Source organism: Virgibacillus salexigens, from assembly GCF_000723585.1.
Lineage (GTDB): Bacteria > Bacillota > Bacilli > Bacillales > Amphibacillaceae > Virgibacillus > Virgibacillus salexigens.
This window is the reverse complement of sequence record NZ_CCDP010000002.1, coordinates 18852-39750: the sequence shown is the minus strand read 5'-3', so window position 1 is coordinate 39750 and position 20899 is coordinate 18852. Positions and strand designations below refer to the sequence as shown.

Below are 20899 nucleotides of genomic sequence, written 5' to 3'. Positions count from 1 at the left end.
GCAGCTTACTCATATACCCCTTCTGTCTCTAAATGAAAATCAACCGTTATCCTGTTTAACTTCTCTTTAGTTAATGAGTAATTTTGTAATTGGTCAGGTTTTACCCGATCATGAAATAATTTATTTTTTATGTTGTAGAGGTCGACTCCTTTTTCAACGCCTATTTCATACGTCTCTCGAATTTCTTTCTTCATTTGTTGTCGTACTAAGTTCTCAATTTCTTTCATCGGCAGTTGTTCTTCCAAATCGGTAACGGAGCCAGAAGCTTTAAGCTGAATATTAAATTGAAAATTTTTGTTACCCCGTTTGATTATAAATTTTGCAGTAGGTTCTAATATACGTACCGACCCTTTCTTGACATTATCCTCTGTTAGAATATCGATTGTCGTGTTATTTGTATCTTCTTGTGTCCATCGCAGTCCAGGAACTTCCTTAAAGGATAACCATTCTTTACTTTTACCGTCGTTTACAGGAAATACACCATTTATTTCTAAGGTTTGCTTAGGTTTTATGTCTTCTTTTGATTCTTTCCAACTCTTATCGTTAATTGAAATTGAAGGAAGAATCGCTGTTCCGCCAGGTTCCTTGTAAATGGAAACAAATTTATGCATTCGAAGCGGCGCGATATATGAGTATTCGTTAAACATATCTAATGGCTTATATAAAATCGTGTATACGGGTGGTAATTGATAAAATCCAGATAACGACATTATTTCTTCAACTGATTCTTTCGTACCGAACATCCAAGGAGTGTAGCGAAATTGACCATTTTTTCGCAATGATTGTTCTGCATCCGTCACTCCTTTTTCTAATATGGCGTCAGAGTAGATAATGGCACCTATATGTGCCCAATTAACAACCTGTTGTGAGGTTCGATATAAATTATTGACAGCATCATTAATTGTTTTACCCGTAGCTTTTCCAATATACAAAGGGGTACGCTCAGATGTTTTCCCTGACTCTTGTTTTGCTACATTAGAAAAGTCTAACATTTGTACATAAATAATATAGTTATCTTCTTGGTAATCAATTCCTAATGTCGTAATATAGTTAACTTCGCTAATTTGTCTTTCATCCCAACACCCCGTTAAGATAATAAGCAGAACAATAAGCAATATACATGTTTTCACAAGTCTCATTTACTTTTCACCTTGCCTATCGTTATCGATTGGATGTAGAATGGCTGCACGTTCATTTTGGTCGACAACTGGTTTTTTAAGGATAGATTTTAAAACATCTCTTCTAATGAATGGGGAAATCGGACTCAAATAGGGAACCCCGAACGATTCTAATTTGGCTAAATAGCCGAGTGTCAAAAATACACTGATAAAGAAACCAAACATACCAAAAATAGATGCAAACAGGATAGAGGCAATTCTAAAAATCGAGACTGTTCCAAATAACGCCTGATTTCCTAAAGTGAAAGTAGCGACAGCAGTAATTGCTGAGATAACCAACATCGTAGGAGAGGTAAGGCCTGCACGTATGGCAGCGTCTCCAACAATTAATCCTCCTACAACAGCAACAGTTTGTCCTACTGCTTTAGGTAAACGAACACCAGCTTCTCTGAATAACTCAAATAGTGCGAGCATTAGTAATAATTCGATTGTTGGACTAAAAGGTATACCTAATCGTGAAGCGGCTATCGTTGCTAGCAAGGGGAAAGGGATTTGATCCATATTATAAGCGGATAAGGCAACCCAAAATGCGGGTAAAAAGATAGCAAGCATAAACCCTACAAAGCGCAGTGCCAGTTCAAATGTGGCATAATAATAGGGGGTATATGCATCCTCTGAAGAATTAAAGAAATAACCTAGATTTGCAGGCCCAACAACTACATTCGGTACGTTATCAATAAAAATAGCAAATCTTCCTCTTGCCAAGCTTCCTGCTACACCATCAGGCCTTGAAACAGATTCCATTAATGGAAAGAGAGAATAGTGTGAACCGCCAATGATCGGTAATAATTGATTATCACTAGATAAAAAATCAATATCTATCTGATTCAATCTCTCTCTCGCTTTACGAATCATTGGTTTATCTTGGATATCTGTGAAGTATACGAGCTGTACTTTTGTCTTACTTCGTTTTCCGATGGTAAACTCTTCAGCAACAAGTGAATTGGATTTTACGCGTTTTCTTACCAACGCAAGATTCAACGAAATATCTTCAACAAACGCATCCCTTGGACCACGAAGCGACACTTCCGAATTGGATTCTTCAGGAGTACGTTTGGGTACATCTATCGTATTGAAGAAGTAAATCACTTCTGCAATTATAATTGCAGTATATCCATTAAATATTTTTTCCAAAAGAATAGATTCAAGTGCATCTATGTTGGATGTCCATGGCTTTTTTACTGTACAGTTGATATTTTCTAATCCTTTTAAGCCAGTATGATAAAAGGTAGACTGAATATCCGGAAAGATGCTATTAATTAATATATGATGATCGATAAGTCCATTACAATAAACAACGAGCATTGCCTCTTTCTTTTTTGTATTAAATAAGTGATGTTCTTCTACACTGACATCGGAAGTATGGCGAAATAATTCCTTGATAATCGATTGTTTTGCTGGTTGGTTATTTTTTTGCATGAGCTTTGTTCCTCCTTCCATTTGCAATTGCGATTAAGACAGTAAGAATAAAGATAATACATATTCCTAAGATACCGCCACCAATATAATAATAATTAGCTAAGAAAGAAAAAAATGCCTCGTCCGTTATAGGAGCAATTGTAAATAAGATATAGAAAAAACAAATAAATAATTGAACAAATATCCGTTTTGCTCTCGAGTGTATTTGAAGAATTTGAGTAAGGATATATAAAGTTGCTGCTAATCGAATGAAGTTACCCGACAGCCATTGATAAATCGATAAAAAATCCAAGTGATTAAAGTAATTACCTAAACCTAGAATTCGCCATTGGAAAAATGCTGGAAACCGCATTCTTTCAGCTTCTTCTACACCAAATGCGGCAATACTGCCCAACAATGGCCCTGCAGTCAAAATACAAAGGAATAAAATTAGAATAAGCATATGTTTAAATTGAATTCGCTTGATCACTTGATGCTGTAGTAATAGTAATAAAAGAGCAACTTCAATGATCGAACCAAGTGAAAATAGTGCACCTCTAAATACGTCTTTCCAGGTATTTTCAACCAAAACAGGGGTGACTAGCATGTAATCTTTGTCGGGAATTGTGCCAATTGCTACAAAAATGCCAAATATAATTACCAGTGGAAGCAGTACACCTGCACAGATAGCAATGACGTTTAATCGACCATAGGAAATATAAAAGGATGTACCTAATAAAAATAGCGCAATCACAAGATTCGGTGTTTCAAAGAGATAGGTTTCGTCAGTCCACATGGTTGTTTCTTTCAATGTTATCCAGCCAGCAACTACGAAAAATAATAAGAATAGGAGTCCAATAACCCTGCTTAGGAAACGAGAATAATTTGTGGTTAGCCAGTCAAATACAGATGTAGCATTAATCCCTTTGAGGACATATAGAACAACTGGGGAAAAAATAGTAAATACCATGTAACCAATGATTACACTAAGCCACGCATCACGCCCGGCGGCATTTATTAAAATCGGTATAACCAAGACATGATTACTTAATCCTGTAGCTAATAATAAAATAGCAAAAAACTGCGAAATGGAAATCTTACTCATTCAGGATCCCCCAAGAAATGTAGATAATGGTAGTGTGAGGGAAGTATGAATAAATTATTCATTGCACGAAAAGAAGTGAATAGCCAAGTTACACAAAATATTATAAAAAGAGCTTGTTGAGAATGGTTCTCTACAAGCTTTGATAAAACAATCTTATGTTAGATGTTCGTTATAATAATTTCCCCAATGAGGTCGTCTTCCGTCCGCATCATTAAAATTGTAGATATCGGATAGCTCCCAGGTACTTAATACTTTTCCGGAAAAACGCTGAAAATTAGGATCTAAGCTAAGATGTTTAATTGCTTCACCAAGATAAAAAGGAGTTTCCGATGCGATAAAATGTGGATCTTGCTTTACTCCATCTTGCCAATTATCTTCGGTAACACCGAATAAATCCAGCATCGCTTCTGATCGAAGAAATCCTGGAGTAACGGCACAGGCAGTAATTCTATCTTTTCGCAGGTCGTGAGCTGCTGCACTCGCCATATGAATATTAGATATTTTAGCCAAACTATAATAAAAATTCCCCCGATAGGAATAATCGGTTCCATCGGTAATTTCGATAAGTAATGCTTGATTAGATTTGCGGAGCAATGGTACTGCATAATGAGTTGTTATGATATGAGAAGTAACGGCCTGTTGTAAGAGCTGTAATCCATTTCGTAGATTGTGATCTCCAACAGCAGCCATCCAATCTGTTAATGGATCCCCTCCCCAGACATCGTTAACGGCAATATCTAATCTGCCTTCATTTTGTTGTATTTCTTCAACTAATGCTTGCACTTGTCCTTCGTACGTATGATCAATTTGTAGAGGGACCCCTTTTCCTCCTGCTTTTGTAACCAATTCTGCTGTTTCTTCAATGGTTTCTTTGCGCTTCATCGGTGACGTATGCTTTCTGGTTGTTCTGCCAGTTACATATACAGTAGCCCCTGTTTCTCCTAGTTTTATCGCAATGGCTCGGCCCGCACCACGAGTAGCACCAGCTACAAGTGCGATTTTTCCGTCTGCCTGCTGCAATTTCATCATTCCTTTCCATAAGATCTATCATTAATGTAGCATGTTTAACTTGACACCCTATGTCATATTCATAAAATAAAATCCACAGCGTTATTGTTAGCCACTGTATTTTTTTGTAAACTTGTAGCAAAGGTGATCCTTTTAGATAAGAAAAATACATCAAAGAAAGGGGCATATAGCAATGCATAAGATTATACGTTTGAAATGGCCGGCGTGGGCAATACTTTTTATTGTCGTCATCGGGTCGATTATTACTTTTACATATTGGACAAAACATTCACAAGCAGTAACCGAAGTACAACAGAAAGCATTAAGTAATTATCCTGGTCTTCATTTAGAAACATTAACAAAAGAAACGGATACGTACACCCTAGCAATTAGCAAACCGATTGCTGAAAGTGAAGCAATCAATAAGCCGATCGAAACATGGATCAATCAGCAAGAGAAAAAGTTTCTTACAAATGTGGAGGAGAATAAACAACTGCTGGACAAGGATCGTCGTGCTCATTTAAATATACATGTGGAAACAGAAAAGCTAGCAGATTCCCTTTATAGCCTTGTTTTTACAGCTTATCAAATAACTGGAGGAGCAAATGGTCAGGAAACCATTAAGACATTTAATGTGGACGTGAAAGGGAATAAGATGCTGGACTTAAAGGATATTTTGAAGGGAAAAGACGAAGCTTATGATACCATTCGCACAAGTGTAAGGGAACAAATTGATCAAAACGAAGACTTGAAACCTTATGTCTTCCAAGATGCTATGGAAGATGCGCTTCGTAACCCAGTGAATTGGAAATGGTCATTAAATGAAAAAGCTTTACATCTCTATTTTGATGAATACGAGATAGCTGCGGGCGCTGCAGGAACGATTGAAATAAACATACCAATTGCACAATTACGTGCTTATTTGCAAGATGATGTAGCTGAACAATTACAAGTTACTGTGGTAGAACCTAATACAGAAGGGCAGTCCTCTGTTAAAGAGAAGGCATTAGATCCGAATGGTAAGTATATTGCCTTAACGTTTGATGATGGACCTCATCCAAAAGTAACTCCACGGGTTTTACAGACACTCCATGACTATCAAGCAAAAGCGACCTTTTATATGCTTGGGTCACAAGTGGAATATTACCCATCCATTGTTAGAGATGTGTTTGCTCAGGGTCATGAGGTAGGAAATCATACGGAAAAACATACGGACTTAACCCAATTGGACCAAGCAATGATTGAACAAGAAATAAAAGAAACCAAACAGAAAATCTATCAAGCTAGTGGCTACTATCCAACAAGTATACGGCCGCCATATGGTGCCTATAATGAATCTGTAAAACAAGTAACTAATAAGCTAGATACACCTATGGTACTATGGTCTGTAGATTCATTAGATTGGAAGACTCGTGACCCTGACGCAATTAATCAAGTGGTTTCTGAACAAGTAGCATCTGGCTCGATTGTGCTCATGCATGATATCCATCCAACGACAGCAGACGCATTGCCACAATTATTATCAACATTAAAAGAGGAAGGGTACGAATTTGTCACCGTTTCTGAATTACTTTCCTTACAAAAGGCAAAGGGTAACGGACCTTTCTATGGAAAATCATAAGAACAAGCGCATGATAAAAGCTCCCAATTCAGCTACAGACTGATACTTCTAGGGGAGCTTTTTGATTTGTTTACTTTCTCATCCATTCTCGAACTAACATGAAGACTCATCTTATGTATTCCTAACATAGACAGCCCAGCGAGCCACTGATCTAACTTTGTGTTGATTGAAAATGGAAGTAAACTATTCTGTTGAGTTGTTGATGCTGGTATACACCATTGAGTTGCTGCTTGACTTGCTAGTGGATTACTAGCTCCATCGAAAAGTGCATATATAATAAACAATAAACAAGCAGGCATGATGATCATACTACTAATGAAAGTATAACGCTGTTTTTGTTGTTTGTTAAAATATTCTCTCGCTTCTGAAGCGATGATTGGCCACCACATTACGACTGCAAGTAAAAATAAAAGGAATTGATAAGAACGTCTCACTGTAGGAGTGACTGCTAAATATTGGAGGGTAATCGGAAGATGATAAAGAAAGAACATAACAGCAAATAAAATGAGTGCAAGCATTGTCATAATTCTTATAGGTTTGGCAGTGAATTGCTTCGTTGAGGAAGAGCGTTTAGGGAAGCTTCGGACCAAAAGAGGTGGGATGATAAAGTATACGATGCTCATTTGAATCATATGTGTACTAAAACTAATATGTCCCAATGCAGACAATGGACTGCCTATGGTAATGTATAGGATAAGCATGGAACTAAAGAATAGTACCGATTTAAAGAAATTCCCCTTTTTCCAACTAAGTATGACATATACGATGGAGCAACAAATAAGGATGAGCAGTAATTGCATGTTCCACTCTTGAAGAAATAGAAAAGTTTCTACATTCATTTTATCTCCCCTTTGCTAGTTAACGTAAAATATGCGATAAAATGAAAAGGTTCTGGTTATTTATGTACACTAATAAATGATTATATGAATCGTAGACAAAGAATATTCACAAATAATTCATAGAAATAATATTGATGAATTCGATTACACATGATATATTTCGTTATAGATTGTTAAGAATTGTTATAAGTTAGAAGGAGAGACAATGATGCTGCCATTGGAGCGACAAAATCGGATAAAAGAACTTATTTATCAAAAAAAGAATCTTAAGATCGCTGACTTAAGTAAGACATTCGGTGTATCGGAAATGACGATTCATCGGGATGTTAAAACACTTGAAAAAGAAGGAATTATTACAAAAACCTTTGGTGGAATTTCTTTGATACATCATCAACCTTCTACAAATGAGGATTGTGTACTATGTAATCGTAAAATGAATGAACGATTAGCATATCGGCTGATCCTAGAGAATAATACAATTGAAATGACTTGCTGTGCCCATTGTGGCTTACTACGTCATCGTCAATTAGGGGACCAGGTGATGCAAGCGATTTGTCATGATTTCTTCAAACAAACTACAATCGGTGCACAGATTGCATGGTACGTTATGGACACTTCGCTGCATATGGGATGTTGTCAACCTCAATTGTTAACGTTTGAGTGGAAAGAGCATGCGGATAAGTTTGTGAAAGGTTTTGGCGGTCGGGTCTACACATTTCAAGATGCAAGTGATGCATTGTTTCGAAAGATGGATGGCGCACATCATTGTAAGAAGGAAAAGGGGTAGGAGGGGTATAATGGTTAAGAAGGTCTCGATGTTTTTACTTTTCTGCTTGTTACTTGTTCTTGCAGCATGTGGGGAAACCAATGAAGATGAGCCCCAAGCTGCTGAGGACGAAGAGGTAAAATCACTGGATGTTGCATTTGACGTTCCCGAAACTGCTGATGTCGGAGAAAGTGTGACATTGGAGGCGACAGTGTTGTATGGGGACGAACCAGTTAAAGATGCAGAAGAGGTTATCTTTGAAGTATGGGAGAAAGGGAATAAAGAAGATAGTAGTAAAGATTTAAAATCTACAAACAATCAAGATGGTACATATACAGTGGAGACTACATTTGACCAAGATGGAGTGTATGAAATGTATGCTCATACAACAGCAAAAGATCTTCATACCATGCCAAAAAAATCGATAACCATTGGCGAAGTTAACAAGCAGGAAGCAGCAGATGAACATCATTCAGCAGAGCATGAACACGGCGCACATACGGAAGGTTTTCACATGCACTTTAATCAGCCAAAAGATGTGATGGTTGACCAAGAAACAGCAATGACAGTACATTTGCAGATGAATGATAAGCCTTTAGAACAAGCTACTGTCCGCTATGAAGTTTGGAAAGAAGGGGAAGAAAAGCATCATTGGGTAGATACGGAAGAAACTAATGCTGGTGAATATACCGGAAAACATTCGTTTAGTGAAAAAGGAACCAATTATGTCATTGTACATGTTGAAAACGATGATGGGTTACATGAACATGAAGAACATGTGGTTGAAGTGACCGAATAATCGCGTAAAAAAAGATTGTTTCCATGGAAACAATCTTTTTTTGAATGCTATGTCAAGCTTATAAGCAATTCATTTATAGATCATTTGCTAGAAAACCACGAAAACTCGGTATTTTATTTACATCCTTTTACAAAATTTTCAGAGCTTAAAAAAGAAAGCGAAGACAGGGTAAAGAGCAAAATCGATTTGGATAAATCGATTTTTTTAAGATGTTATAGGATATTCTGCTCACAAATTTGATTAAATGATAAACGAACGTATTCTATTCATCTATAATAACATTCTTTATCGAATGTTATTTCCTGGGCAATGAGACGTTTACTCGTGGTGGATAATTAAATTTTTATCAATTGAATTATTGTCATTGATGATCGGATTTGTCGAATTATACAAACGTTTGATTAAAACTTGTGTTTTTTAGTGGAATTTGTAAAATAGCAGCGTTTATTATGACTGCATCTAAATTTCTCATTAGAGTATCGAAGAGGTGCGAACTTATCTTGGATTTTTAACTGCTATGTAATCGGACATCATTTGGTGGGTTACTTGCTCTTCATTATTCATATTGTCATCCAGAGCAAACGAAAGGATTCATTTTTTTCTAATGCTACATTTGATATGGTGGACTCCTTTACATATCCGATTAATAAGGTTCAAGGAAGCCATGTTGGCTCCCTTCAAAAATTATTGATTCGTATCTACTTTTTCGGCATTAAAATGGTAGTCAGCGATGACTTCTGCCAAAGCCTCTGAAGTATTATTGAGCTCTTCCTTATTATTATCCACTCCTCCGATTTCAATAAGAATTGAGTTGGCTGATAAATCCTGATTATATACGCCATTTCCTTCTGATTTGTCTTTCAGAAAGATGCCACGACTGACTCCTGGGTATTTCTGTTCTAGACTATTATTCAGCTTCTCAACAAATTCTAGATTTTGCTTGTAATTTTCATGCTCAATTCCAACAATAAAATAAAGCTTTGCGTAAGGTTTATCGTTTATCGTTGTAGTTGTAATATCTTTACGTTGTGCATCACGGTGAATATCAATAAAGTACTGTGCCTTATCGTTTGTAGCCATCGCCTCTTGAACGGTCTCCCTTGAGAATTTATAGGAATCATAATAATCCCATCCTTGCTCATGTAGTCCAGCTGTAACATTCGTGGTATCATGGAATGTAGTCATTCCTTGCTTTTCTAACTGCTCGGTTAATAAAGACCCTACCATAACAATATTCTTGTCATTATCAGTACTTGAAGCATCGCTTGGTTTGGTCTTCTCTTCTCCTAAGAGTGGCAAGAATGCTTCCCAACTATGACTATGATAGACAAATACATCTGCTTCTTGTTGATCGGTTTCGTTCTCCTTTTTTGGGGGTTCTTTTTCTTCTTCATTCGTATCTTCTTTCAGTAAATCTTCAAAATCTGGAGGAGGAGATTCAATTGGTGTATTTGTACTATCAGCATTGTTGCCAGCAAACTGTATCTGATTCGAACTCGTGTTGAGTCCTGGCAATTCTAAATCAAGTAAGCTGCTAAAATTATTTAGAGTTATACCAGAAGCTGCTTCAAATAAAACGGTTGATAATTTAGGTGTCTCTATTCCATTTTCTTCTAATGTACCTTCGAGTTGAGGGACTTCTGAACTCATCATAAATAATAAAGCATCTGAAAAGATAGTTGATTCGGTCAGTTTACTAATTAGCGGTACATGAAAGAAATCCGTTTGTAGTTTGGGTAAGGTAATGAATGAAATAGCTGCGAAAATAACAACAATACTAATGATTGCTGAAAATAGAGTTTGTTTAAGGTTCATATAAGACAACCTTTCCTAGTCTTTCTATAGTTTATGCTTATATGTTTTTTTCATAGAACTATTTCATATTACAAACTAATTAAAATATTTACCCTGTAAGTTAAATATATGGATGAACATGATGGAACAAAGAGCGCTTTTCGCCCGAGAAAGTATTTCATGCTTGGGTGATCCTAATACCCAAAATATTAAATTTGTAACACGAAGACATTCTGGCTCGTGCTCTTTTTTGCTGAAAATTAATGAAACTATTTTAATGTGTCATTCGTATTCTATATGGAGGAAGATGAAGGTTTGGTACAATGAAAGAAATTGTTTTTAGGAGGGTGAGGTTTGGAGGGAAACGGAGAGAAGAATAACGTTCATTCACGGAAATGGAAGCGACTTGGCAATGGATTTGCCGTTATTCTGGGTATTATTATTCTATTATTAATGGTTGGATTAATGAGCTTTCAATGGATAACGGATTACATATGGATGGAATCATTACAATTTGAAAGTGTTTTTACAACGATTATCGGAAGTAAAATTATTCTAGGCATCATTGGGTTTATCTTGTTTTCCATCTTAACTTATATTAACTTAAGATGGATAAGAAATACGTATCTTAGCCATTTTCATAATAATCAAGTGCCAACGTGGATAGCTAATAAAAAACAAAGTCGATGGCTAATCATATCTATCTCCATTTTATTAGGTGCAATTGGTAGTTTAATTGTACAAGGAATAGGCTGGGAACCATTTCTCAAGGTAGTAAACCGGTCATCATTTGGAATAAATGATCCTTATTTTAATTTAGATGTATCGTTTTATATGTTTGTTTTGCCATTTATAAAAATGGTTTTATATATCCTACTAGGGCTTAGTATCTTTTACTTCGTTGTGGAAATTAGTTTTTATTCCTTCTTTCATATATATCGAATGAGTCAATCTGCTCAACTACACATGGGTTTAACATTAGGAATTATTGGACTCTTACTAGCGAGTTTTCATGTGTTACAGCCATATCATTCCTTATTAACAAATCAAGTGAATTTGTTCCAAAAAAGTGTAGTACACGGTATGAGTTATACGGATAAGCTGATAAATATTCCTGCCGCTTATGTCTTAGCTGGCGCAGCCGTAGTTGGTACAATATGGATGATTATTGCATTATATCGCCAAAAGTATTACCGAATGATCATTCCAATTGCTGGTTATCTTGTGTTAGTAATCGTAGCACAATTGGCTTCTGTCGGTGTTCAGCAATTTATTGTATCACCAAACGAATTCTCAAAAGAATCACCTTATTTGCAGGAAAATTTGGATTATACAAGAGCTGCTTATCAGTTAGAAGAAATTGATGAACGCGAACACCCAGCCAACGAATCCTTAGATGAAGCAATGATTGAACGTAATGCATTGACATTAGATAATGTACGAATGAATGATTCTAGACCATTGCTCGAGATTTATAATCAACTACAGACATTTAGAACATACTATCAATTTAATAATATCGATATTGATCGCTATGAAATTGATGGGGAGTATCAGCAGGTGTTTATCGGTGCGAGAGAACTGAGTACAGTAGATTTGCCTTCCCAGGCCAAAACATGGGTCAATCAAAAACTCCGCTATACGCATGGATATGGTGTGGCCATGAGTCAAGTAAATCAAGTCACAGAGCAAGGACAACCGGAATATATGGTGAAAAATCTTCCTCCAGAAGGAGATTTAGATATTACCAGACCGCAGATTTATTTTGGTGAACAAAATTATGACAATGTAATCGTCAATAGTAAGAAGGATGAATTCGATTATCCTTCTGGAGATGAAAATATTTCGACGAGATTTGACGCAGATAGCGGTATTCAGCTTAATGGAATTAATCGGCTGTTATTCGCTTTAAATGAAGGGTCTTTCCGAATGTTTGTATCTGATCAAATTACAGGAGAGAGTCAGTTTTTAGAAACACGAAATATTATGGATCGAGTGCAACGGATTGCTCCGTTTTTCGAATATGATGAAGATCCGTATATTTTTGTACGGGAAGATGGAAGCCTTGCCTGGATGATGGATGCTTATTTAACTGCGGAAAACTATCCTTATGCAGAAGCACATCAGGGAGACGAAAATTATATTCGAAATTCGGTCAAGGTGGTTATTGATGCGTATACTGGTGACGTTAATTTCTACATTGTAGATAAGGACGATCCATTGCTTCAAACATATGCAAAGATGTTTCCAGAGTTATTTACAGAAGAAGTACCAACAGATATTCGTTCCCATTTTAGGTATCCTGAGAAGTTATTTAAGGTCCAGGCTAAAATGTATGGAACCTATCATATGACTAATTTAGAAGTTTTCTATAATCGAGAAGACTTTTGGCAGTTTCCTACAGAGAAATACTATAATGAAGATATCGAAATGGAACCTTATTATATGACAATGAAGCTACCAGAATACGATGAAGAGGAATTTATGCTAATGATGCCTTACACCCCAAGGAATCGGCAAAATATGATTGCTTGGATGGGCGTTCGAAATGACGGCGAAAATTATGGGGAAATGATTGTATATCGATTCCCGAAACAGAAAAATGTTTATGGGCCACAACAGATTGAAAATCGAATAAACCAAGATAGCACAATCTCTCAACAATTGAATTTATGGTCACAAGGTGGATCCGAAGTCATCCGCGGTAACTTACTTGCGATTCCAATTGAAGACACGATGATGTATGTCGAACCAATATACATTGAATCTTCAAACGCTACATCCTTACCAGAGGTCAAGCAAATTGTAATGGCATACGGTAATCATATTGTAATGGAAGCTACTCTTGATGAAGCATTAGATAAAATGCTTCAACACCTTGATCCGAATCGTGAAGTAGAAGAGGAACCAATAGAAAATCCAGAACAAGATCAAGAAACAGAAGAATCCATTTCAAATTCAGAACAAACGTTGCGAGAAATATCGGATATGTTTGATGCGTATCAGGCTGCATTATCTTCTGGCAATTGGGAAGAAGCAGCAAAGATCATGACAGATATAGAAACACGTTTGCAAGAAATTAAATAAGCATAAAATCATGAAAGAAGCAGGCCATTTCAATAAATGACCTGCTTCTTCTAGTTTTCGAAAAATCTCATTTTCGTTCAACTTATGCTTCCCGTCGTATAGCGACAAGCTAAGTTTTTCTATAAGTTAAAGAAAGGAATACTTACAGCCAAGCAGCACCGACAATGATTAGAAGTATGAATAGAACTACAATTAAAGCAAATCCTCCTACACCATAACCGTATCCGCCGCTTGGTGCTCCATATCCATATCCTCCACAACCACAATTATATCCGTAACCCATATGAAACCCCTCCTAACAAATTGATTTGTAATGGATTAGCAAACGTAAGAAGTACCTACAATTATCAAAAGAATGAATAACACGACGATTAAAGCGAAGCCACCGCCGTATCCGTAACTTTCACCCATGTTGCTAACACCTCCAGTCTGTTTACATTAATAATGTATGAGTCTTTCTAAGTTTTGATCTAGGTGTTCACCCATATCGCCCTCATTTGGGCACATAATTTCCGCACTTACCCTGATGTATCTGTCTTTTACACCCTCATTACCTAAACATATAATATTCTATCTGTACTACATTTAGGGGGTGAAGATATGTCAGGGTCACATTACTATTCCCTTTGCCAGCGACATAGAGGTAAAGCAGTAGAGATTAAAACGCATGATGGGAGAGTTCATCGAGGAATCATTGATAGAGTAAGTTCTAATCGGGTTTATATGCGTCCATTAGGCCGACAAGGCGGTCTAGGTGGATTTGGTATAGGTTGGTATGGTTATGGTTCAGGATTTGGATGGGGTGTTGCTTTCGGAGCAATTGCTACCTTAGCAGTACTGCCATTTTTCTTCTGGTAAATGAGGCTAAAGGCAGACGTTTATAATCGTCTGTCTTTTTGATTTAGTTAACACATGTTTGTTAACCAACAAAGAAAAAAGTCATAAAAAAACACATAAGCATTTATTACTATACAGGTTGAAAAAATGTCCGTGTGCAAAATAATAATAGGACTTTTTATTCAATTAATGGAAAATTTTGCATCATTAGTTGACATTTAAAATATGGTTCATTAGGCTTAAGTCAGAAGGAAAACAATTTAAATTGTTTTCCTAATGAGACTATATAATCAAAGGGAGATGAAGTAATATGGCAGGTCAAATTCGCATGACACCAGATCAATTACAGGCAAAGGCAAAAAGGTATGGTCAAAGCTCGCAGCAAATTGACCAAATTCTCAGAGATTTATCTAACTTACAAGAAGAGCTTCGTGGGGAGTGGGAAGGACGTGCGTTTGAACGCTTTGATGATCAATTTCGTGAGTTAAAGCCAAGAGTACAAGACTTTTCTCAATTGATGCAAGAAATTGAAATGCAATTAACGAAAACTGCTGAAGCAGTTGCGCAACAGGACGAAGCTTTATCACAAAATTTTGGACTTAGATAAATTTAAATCATTCGTTTGAAGCACAAGAAGTTTTCGTGTCCATTAGTACTTATGAGCTACACGACGAATTGTTGTGTAGCTCAAAGTATGTTATGCACGGTTTGTAATTACATATGAAGTATTTTGTATGCTGTTGTATGCCATGACGACGTTATTGCCCCATATATACTTACACTAACTTTGTTAACCTCATTGTGTGAAAAATGGATAGTCTAGCTACAAAACAGGAGACGTGAGTACCTATAATTATAAGATGTGGCAGGAGTTGAATGATCTTGAAATCGATAGATAAGCGTTGGATATTATTCTTAACTTTAATCATCCTTTTAGCTTCTGGATTAACATTTCTTGCTTTGAACCAAGAAGCAAGCTCTAAGAAAGAAGAAAATAGAGATCCCAAAATGGCAGTTGCCTTAGTTAATGAAGATGAGGGGGCTGTTTTTAATGGAGAAGATTTAGCATTCGGAGATGCGTTTGTAAAAAGCATGGATAAAAATAACAACCATGATTGGTACATCGTTAGTCGTGGAGTAGCAGAAAGCGGCTTAACGAATAATACATATGACATGATGATCGTCATTCCGAATAATTTTTCTCAAAAAGCTTTGTCTATTGAGTCAGAAAATCCAGAACAAGTTGTTCTAGATTATAAGATAAATGCGACGGACAATGAAAAAATCAAAGCAGAAGCTGAAAAAACAGCAAGCAATATTTTAAATGAATTTAATCAACGGATTATTGATGTATTCTTTGCTAGTATCCTTAATAATTTACAAGGTGCACAAACGAATATTGGTGACATTATTGACAAGCAATCACAATTAACCAATACATATAATAATCAAATCTATGGTCGGCTTAACAATTATACCGACCAATTTGGCATGATAAAAGACAACACAGAAATTTCCAAGGATAGTTTTAGTGGATTTGAAGATAAATTGGAAAACTATGAAAATGAATTAGCCGAAGATGCAGAACGAAATCAAAACTATTTATCTAGTCTTGAAGAAGTTTTCCAAATGCAAGAGACGAATACAACAACTTGGCAGAATTTCTATGAAGCTTTTAATCAATTCGATACTACGCTAAACGCAAGTGAGGTTGAAGGTCAGCTACAGGAGTTACAGGCTGCAAATCTAGCAATTAATAAACAGTTCCAAACCAGAGAAGAACAACCTGAAACCCCTTCTGTGAATACAGTCATGTTCCGTCAATCGAGTAATAATGTAGCGAATATTGCTTCAGGAACAGCAGCGTTGAAGAAGCATTTGGATGAGTCTTTAACGAAAGTAGAACAAACAAATGCAGATATTGATGAAACATTAAATTCACTTGATGCAGATGTGGAAAGTAAGTTGAGAGCTTTTCTTGAAGAAGCATTTAGTTCAGAGAAACAACCGTTGAAAGAATTACTTCGTCAACATAATGAAAGATATATAGCAATAATAGAAGATCAAATTTCTAATTTACCAACTCTTAATATAAATAAGATAGAAGATTTAGGATTAACTGAAGACCAATTAATTGAAATTCGAAATGTAATTAAAGCAACTAGTAAATATAGTAATATAGATAATGTTCAGAAAAGCAATGATGCTATTCAATTGGAAGAGGATATAGATAGCTTAAATCAGCACCTTAATACAAAAGGTATAACCATGAGTGACTCTGTGAATATTCCAAATGATACCAAATCTAATGAATCAACATTTATATTAAATTACTCTAATGAAGTTTATGAGATTAAAAACTTGAGGGTTGTTGCAACTAATTTTGTAAAAGAAGTGGAAGATTATAAGGGTGGAGAAATTGCTTTACCAGCATCACCGGGTAAAGGGAAATTTAAAGTTGAGTTTACCCTTTTAACAAAAAATGATAATAAATACATTAATATGTTTGATCTAGCTACATGGGATTGGACACTGAAATATGATGATAAGAATGAAACAGAAGAAGAAATAGCACTTCTTAAGATGCACTCTAACCCTCTGGTTTCGACAATGGGGGTTGGGGTTAAAGACATAAAAAGTGAGAATCCAAATTATAATCCTGGAACGAAGAATAATACTGATGAGCAACCTTTGGAAGATACGGAAACATCATCTACTGATGAAAAAGATTCAACTGAAACAGATGAAGAAACAGAGGGTAATTTAAACGATAAAAATTCAGATAGTGATTCGAAAGATAAACAAGGGAATGAAAATCAAGAAAAACCTAGTGATAATAGTGATACGGATCAAACAGAACAGTCTGAAAAACCTACAGAAACTAAGAAAGTAGAGATTATAAATAACACCATTCATCATAAAGTAACTTCTCCTTCCGTTGATGAAGAAACAAAGGGTCTAGTAGAATCTGTTAGCAAAACAATAAGTCAGTATCAGCAAATGGCACGATTATATGAGTCTTATTATGGTATTGATATGGAAGCCTTGAATGAGAAGTTTGATGAAATAGGTAAGATTGAAGATTTAGCAATGAATAATAAAGGTTCATTATATTACCTATTCAATCACGAAGATATGGAAGGACTACTTTCTAGTTATGTTGTAAAAGAAATTGCTGATGGTATCACCCAAGAAATTCAAAAACCATTACAAACATTAAAGTCTCAAATTGACGATCATCAACAGCGGGTGCAACAAGCGTATCAAAATGCTGATCAGCTGGTAAAGAAAGTAGAAGCAACGTCAAAAAAAGCGAAAGATCTTAACACCAATCTTGCCAGTACCTTAGAAGATGTTAGTAAGTGGCGTGAGAGAAGTCAGACATTAATTGAACAGCAAACAGAAATTCAGGCAAATGAAGATGGGGAAAATACTGCAATTATGTCCTTGGGGAATGAGTTTGAACCCCTTCTAACAGCTAGTCAATCACTTGCTGAGCAGTCGCAGGGTAACCTGAATGCAGCTGAGAATGTTTATGACACATTTGATACGATTGACAATCATGCAGAAACGATACAGGAAAGTGGCGTAAATCTAGTTGATCAAGCAGAAGAGCTGTCAGTTAATATGACAAATAAACTGGTGGAGGATCAGGAATTCGCCAATAACTTCACAAATGTCCTTGCTAATAGTCAAATTGGTGAACGGGAGAATGAGAATTTATATGAGTTTTTATCTAATCCGGTGCAGGTCAGTAATAATGGAACGATTACATCACCTACCGGAAACACATTTAACCCTTATTATCTTGTGTTAATTTGCTTTATAGTTGTATTGTTTACCGCTTATGTAATTTCAACCATTAACCAAAAACGGGTGGAGCAAGATCAATTTACAGAAGAGAAATCGTTAATGGCAGCAAACACACCAATCACGATGATCACTGCTGGAATTGGAGTTTTAGAGGGGATAATTATCGGGGTACTTTCTAGTTATTTCTTAGAAATTAGTAATGTAAATATGCTGCTCTGGATAACAGTGGTAACAACGGTAACAGTAGCAATGCTGTTAATTGCAACCTATTTGCTTCGCCAGTTAAAAATGATTGGGATGTTCCTATTACTAGCGATTTTTAGTATTTATCTATTCCTAACCAATACATTAGGAAGTGGTTCAGAAGCGATCCAAATGATTCGGGAATTCTCGCCGTTAAAATTAGTAGAATCGGTATTAAGAAATACGGTACAAGGTGACATGAATTACTCGGTAACATTAGCCATAATTATTGGGCTCATTGTATTAGGGGCAGTAGGAAATTTATTCGTCACTTATCAATTAAGAAATAAAGGGGATATAGATGATGAAAGTTCAGAAGAAGCTAGCTAAACTAATACTTTTATTTTCTATAAGTCTACTGATGCTTCAAACATCAGTAGACGCCAGCCCTGCGAATAATGGACAATTACAATTAGAAATTGATCGTATTATCGAAAGTGAGAAAGAACAAACACAAACAGATAAAACCGAACTTGAAAAGCGATTTCCTACATTATTTTCAGAGCAGACGCAATCTACGATAAATACAGAAGAAAAGCAGAATAAGGCATCTATGGAGAGGTTGCAACAAACACTGTTTCGTACAGAAACAGAGACGAACAAGACGATTCGTAATGTAAGGGAAGGATTATTTGAGGAAGATTATAGCGCTGCATCTGTTCAGTCCCAGATGGATAAAACAGACGATAAAGAATCGACCAACGCAATGAATAGCATCATGCTGATCGTGTTTACGGGATTAGCATGCTTGCTTTGTGTTGGTTTATATTTCATGATGAGAAGAATGTTGAGTTAGGAGAGAAAAAATGGCTCAAAACACGCATATAAATGTAACATTTGATTTTAGTAAACGTTTTGAAGAGGGAAAAAGGTATGATCTACGAATTCCTATCCAATTGTCAGTGAAACAATTACTTATCAATGTGATTGCCACATTAGGATTAGCTGACGATGGCGATTCGCGTTTTGCCATTAAAGTCATAACCAAGCATTTATTGATTGCAGATGATGATTATTTAATAGATTATCCAGTGACAGATGGAGATATCTTTGTGGTGTTATAGAAACGATTAATAGTGTTATACGAAGGAGTCAATGGACATGAAGGAAAAAACAATCGAATTTGAAAATGTCTCGCTTCGATTTGTGATTACGAAAAATCAGTGGGAATTAACATTACCAAAATCACAAACAAGTGTAACTAGCAGTAGACAATTGGATTTATTACTAAATCCTTCTGAATTGTTCGCGCCAGTTGAGTTGAGTGAAGAAAAGGATGTATTTCATTTTTCTTATCAACTGGAAGCTCATTGGAAACAATGGGATTTTATTAAGAAGCTGCCGCGAAATGAAAAGTTACGACTGCTTTGTAATATGGGTAAACTAAGAAAGTTTTTATCTTCGAGAATCACATTCTTCCTGCATCCAAATAATTTGGCATTTGATGATAATCTCATGCCAATTGTTATTTATAGAGGGATTCGCAAATTGGTTCCTCCATTTGAAATGGAAGAAGAGGCATTCTTAAAACAGTATAAATGCTTTATTATCGCACTTTTTTCAAAGAAATATAATTATGAGCAGCTCTATAATGGGGCATTACAAAATGCCAACGACACGGAATTTGAACGACAAATCAATGAAATGCAGAATCTTGAAGCATTGCAAGCTTTTTTGTACGAAAGTTATAGAGAAGAGCAGAAAAAAACAGACAAATTAATGGAAGTTGTTCCTATCAAGCGATTCCGTTTATTTAAGCAACTGACCATAATATTAAGTGTGATTGTTGTATTATTAGCTGTGCCACTGATCTATTATGGGTTTATAAAAGTGCCTTTCCAACACCATGCACTGGATGCGCATGGTGAATACCTTGCCACAGATTATGGAAATGTGATTGCTACATTAGAAGATGAAGATCCAGAGAAGTTGTCCAATCAGACGAAGTACATATTAGCACATGCATATATAAACGTTGAGAACTTATCGGACACCGAAAAAGAAACAATCATGAAAAATGTTAGTTTAAAAAGTGATGAAAATTATTTGCTTTATTGGATATATAATGGGCGTGGAGAGTTCAGTCATTCACTTGAAAAAGCGAAATACATTGATGATCCACAGCTGATTATGTACGGATTGATTAAACAGATAGAACAGGCTAAGAACAACCCTGACTTAACTGGAACCGAACGTGACGAAAAAGTAAGTAGCCTGCAGGATGAATTAGATAAATACATCGAAGAATATAATTTAGATCCGAATGAAGCAGGACAAATGCAAGAAGATGGAAAACAAGAGGATCGTACAGAAACAAATACAGACACAACGAATTCAACGGATGATGAACCAAATCAAAACAAAAATAACAACTAATTAGATGGTTTAAACTTCTGTTGCAGATCCAGAAA

At 35.9% G+C, this 20899-nt stretch carries 18 protein-coding genes; 10 read left to right on the top strand and 8 right to left on the bottom strand.

Annotated features, from left to right (window positions below):
* Window positions 1-5: 5 nt before the first annotated feature.
* The 4 genes from BN990_RS13025 to BN990_RS13010 form a co-directional block, all read right to left on the bottom strand.
* A complete protein-coding gene (locus BN990_RS13025) occupies window positions 6-1139 on the bottom strand; it encodes a Ger(x)C family spore germination protein (protein ID WP_021291866.1) in 1134 nt (377 codons plus the stop codon).
* Complete coding sequence (locus tag BN990_RS13020; protein WP_021291865.1) at window positions 1140-2597, bottom strand: spore germination protein; 1458 nt, start codon at window positions 2595-2597, stop codon at window positions 1140-1142.
* Window positions 2584-3681, bottom strand: coding sequence for an endospore germination permease (locus BN990_RS13015; RefSeq protein ID WP_038245465.1), 1098 nt, complete (start codon window positions 3679-3681; stop codon window positions 2584-2586). The genes BN990_RS13020 and BN990_RS13015 overlap by 14 nt, the downstream gene beginning before the upstream one ends.
* A 153-nt stretch (window positions 3682-3834) precedes the next feature.
* Window positions 3835-4701 (bottom strand): SDR family oxidoreductase, encoded by an 867-nt coding sequence (locus tag BN990_RS13010; protein WP_187370474.1) that lies wholly within the window; start codon window positions 4699-4701, stop codon window positions 3835-3837.
* A 181-nt stretch (window positions 4702-4882) separates the two neighbouring features.
* On the opposite strand from BN990_RS13010, the gene BN990_RS13005 reads away from it, so the two are divergent.
* Window positions 4883-6310 carry a polysaccharide deacetylase family protein gene (locus BN990_RS13005; RefSeq protein WP_038245460.1) on the top strand — a complete coding sequence of 476 codons (1428 nt, stop codon included), beginning with the start codon at window positions 4883-4885 and terminating at the stop codon, window positions 6308-6310.
* Window positions 6311-6342: 32 nt separating this feature from the next.
* Here the strand turns inward: BN990_RS13005 and BN990_RS13000 are convergent, their stop codons facing one another.
* Window positions 6343-7149 (bottom strand): cytochrome c oxidase assembly protein, encoded by an 807-nt coding sequence (locus tag BN990_RS13000; RefSeq protein ID WP_021291861.1) that lies wholly within the window; start codon window positions 7147-7149, stop codon window positions 6343-6345.
* Between the two features lie 208 nt (window positions 7150-7357).
* On the opposite strand from BN990_RS13000, the gene BN990_RS12995 reads away from it, so the two are divergent.
* Both BN990_RS12995 and BN990_RS12990 read left to right on the top strand, forming a co-directional pair.
* Window positions 7358-7936, top strand: a complete 579-nt coding sequence (locus tag BN990_RS12995) for a DeoR family transcriptional regulator (RefSeq protein ID WP_038245458.1) — start codon at window positions 7358-7360, stop codon at window positions 7934-7936.
* 10 nt (window positions 7937-7946) lie between these two features.
* On the top strand, window positions 7947-8714 hold the full coding sequence (locus BN990_RS12990) for a FixH family protein (RefSeq protein ID WP_038245455.1): 768 nt from the start codon (window positions 7947-7949) through the stop codon (window positions 8712-8714).
* 684 nt (window positions 8715-9398) lie between these two features.
* Here the strand turns inward: BN990_RS12990 and spoIIP are convergent.
* On the bottom strand, window positions 9399-10529 hold the full coding sequence (gene spoIIP / locus BN990_RS12985; protein ID WP_038245454.1) for a stage II sporulation protein P: 1131 nt from the start codon (window positions 10527-10529) through the stop codon (window positions 9399-9401).
* A 333-nt stretch (window positions 10530-10862) separates the two neighbouring features.
* On the opposite strand from spoIIP, the gene BN990_RS12980 reads away from it, so the two are divergent.
* Window positions 10863-13595 (top strand): UPF0182 family membrane protein, encoded by a 2733-nt coding sequence (locus BN990_RS12980; protein WP_038245453.1) that lies wholly within the window; start codon window positions 10863-10865, stop codon window positions 13593-13595.
* A 142-nt stretch (window positions 13596-13737) separates the two neighbouring features.
* On the opposite strand, the gene BN990_RS12975 is transcribed toward BN990_RS12980, so the two are convergent.
* Window positions 13738-13878, bottom strand: a complete 141-nt coding sequence (locus BN990_RS12975; protein ID WP_021291856.1) for a YjcZ family sporulation protein — start codon at window positions 13876-13878, stop codon at window positions 13738-13740.
* A 35-nt stretch (window positions 13879-13913) separates the two neighbouring features.
* Window positions 13914-14006, bottom strand: coding sequence for a YjcZ family sporulation protein (locus BN990_RS21990; protein WP_074436684.1), 93 nt, complete (start codon window positions 14004-14006; stop codon window positions 13914-13916).
* A gap of 189 nt (window positions 14007-14195) precedes the next feature.
* Between BN990_RS21990 and BN990_RS12970 the strand changes: the two genes are divergently transcribed.
* The 6 genes from BN990_RS12970 (at window position 14196) to essB (ending at window position 20864) form a co-directional block, all read left to right on the top strand.
* Window positions 14196-14453: a hypothetical protein gene (locus tag BN990_RS12970; protein ID WP_021291855.1), complete on the top strand. Its 258-nt coding sequence runs from the start codon at window positions 14196-14198 to the stop codon at window positions 14451-14453.
* Between the two features lie 289 nt (window positions 14454-14742).
* Complete coding sequence (locus BN990_RS12965) at window positions 14743-15039, top strand: WXG100 family type VII secretion target (protein WP_021291854.1); 297 nt, start codon at window positions 14743-14745, stop codon at window positions 15037-15039.
* A 275-nt stretch (window positions 15040-15314) separates the two neighbouring features.
* A complete protein-coding gene (esaA, locus tag BN990_RS12960; protein ID WP_038245452.1) occupies window positions 15315-18818 on the top strand; it encodes a type VII secretion protein EsaA in 3504 nt (1167 codons plus the stop codon).
* The gene (gene essA, locus BN990_RS12955) at window positions 18793-19284 is read left to right on the top strand and encodes a type VII secretion protein EssA (RefSeq protein ID WP_038245450.1); all 492 of its coding nucleotides are present in this window, start codon (window positions 18793-18795) and stop codon (window positions 19282-19284) included. Before esaA ends, essA begins: the two co-directional genes overlap by 26 nt.
* 10 nt (window positions 19285-19294) lie before the next feature.
* On the top strand, window positions 19295-19552 hold the full coding sequence (locus BN990_RS12950) for an EsaB/YukD family protein (protein WP_021291851.1): 258 nt from the start codon (window positions 19295-19297) through the stop codon (window positions 19550-19552).
* 37 nt (window positions 19553-19589) lie between these two features.
* Complete coding sequence (essB, locus tag BN990_RS12945) at window positions 19590-20864, top strand: type VII secretion protein EssB (protein ID WP_038245448.1); 1275 nt, start codon at window positions 19590-19592, stop codon at window positions 20862-20864.
* Window positions 20865-20899: the final 35 nt, after the last annotated feature.

Excerpts from the sequence above, each read along its gene's own strand:
- BN990_RS13025 (WP_021291866.1), bottom strand. The coding sequence starts at position 1,139 with ATGAGACTTGTGAAAACATGTATATTGCTTATTGTTCTGCTTATTATC.
- BN990_RS13020 (WP_021291865.1), bottom strand. The coding sequence starts at position 2,597 with ATGCAAAAAAATAACCAACCAGCAAAACAATCGATTATCAAGGAATTA.
- BN990_RS13015 (WP_038245465.1), bottom strand. The coding sequence starts at position 3,681 with ATGAGTAAGATTTCCATTTCGCAGTTTTTTGCTATTTTATTATTAGCT.
- BN990_RS13005 (WP_038245460.1), top strand. The coding sequence starts at position 4,883 with ATGCATAAGATTATACGTTTGAAATGGCCGGCGTGGGCAATACTTTTT.
- BN990_RS13000 (WP_021291861.1), bottom strand. The coding sequence starts at position 7,149 with ATGAATGTAGAAACTTTTCTATTTCTTCAAGAGTGGAACATGCAATTA.
- BN990_RS12995 (WP_038245458.1), top strand. The coding sequence starts at position 7,358 with ATGCTGCCATTGGAGCGACAAAATCGGATAAAAGAACTTATTTATCAA.
- BN990_RS12990 (WP_038245455.1), top strand. The coding sequence starts at position 7,947 with ATGGTTAAGAAGGTCTCGATGTTTTTACTTTTCTGCTTGTTACTTGTT.
- spoIIP (WP_038245454.1), bottom strand. The coding sequence starts at position 10,529 with ATGAACCTTAAACAAACTCTATTTTCAGCAATCATTAGTATTGTTGTT.
- BN990_RS12975 (WP_021291856.1), bottom strand. The coding sequence starts at position 13,878 with ATGGGTTACGGATATAATTGTGGTTGTGGAGGATATGGATATGGAGCA.
- BN990_RS21990 (WP_074436684.1), bottom strand. The coding sequence starts at position 14,006 with ATGGGTGAAAGTTACGGATACGGCGGTGGCTTCGCTTTAATCGTCGTG.
- BN990_RS12970 (WP_021291855.1), top strand. The coding sequence starts at position 14,196 with ATGTCAGGGTCACATTACTATTCCCTTTGCCAGCGACATAGAGGTAAA.
- BN990_RS12965 (WP_021291854.1), top strand. The coding sequence starts at position 14,743 with ATGGCAGGTCAAATTCGCATGACACCAGATCAATTACAGGCAAAGGCA.
- essA (WP_038245450.1), top strand. The coding sequence starts at position 18,793 with ATGAAAGTTCAGAAGAAGCTAGCTAAACTAATACTTTTATTTTCTATA.
- BN990_RS12950 (WP_021291851.1), top strand. The coding sequence starts at position 19,295 with ATGGCTCAAAACACGCATATAAATGTAACATTTGATTTTAGTAAACGT.
- essB (WP_038245448.1), top strand. The coding sequence starts at position 19,590 with ATGAAGGAAAAAACAATCGAATTTGAAAATGTCTCGCTTCGATTTGTG.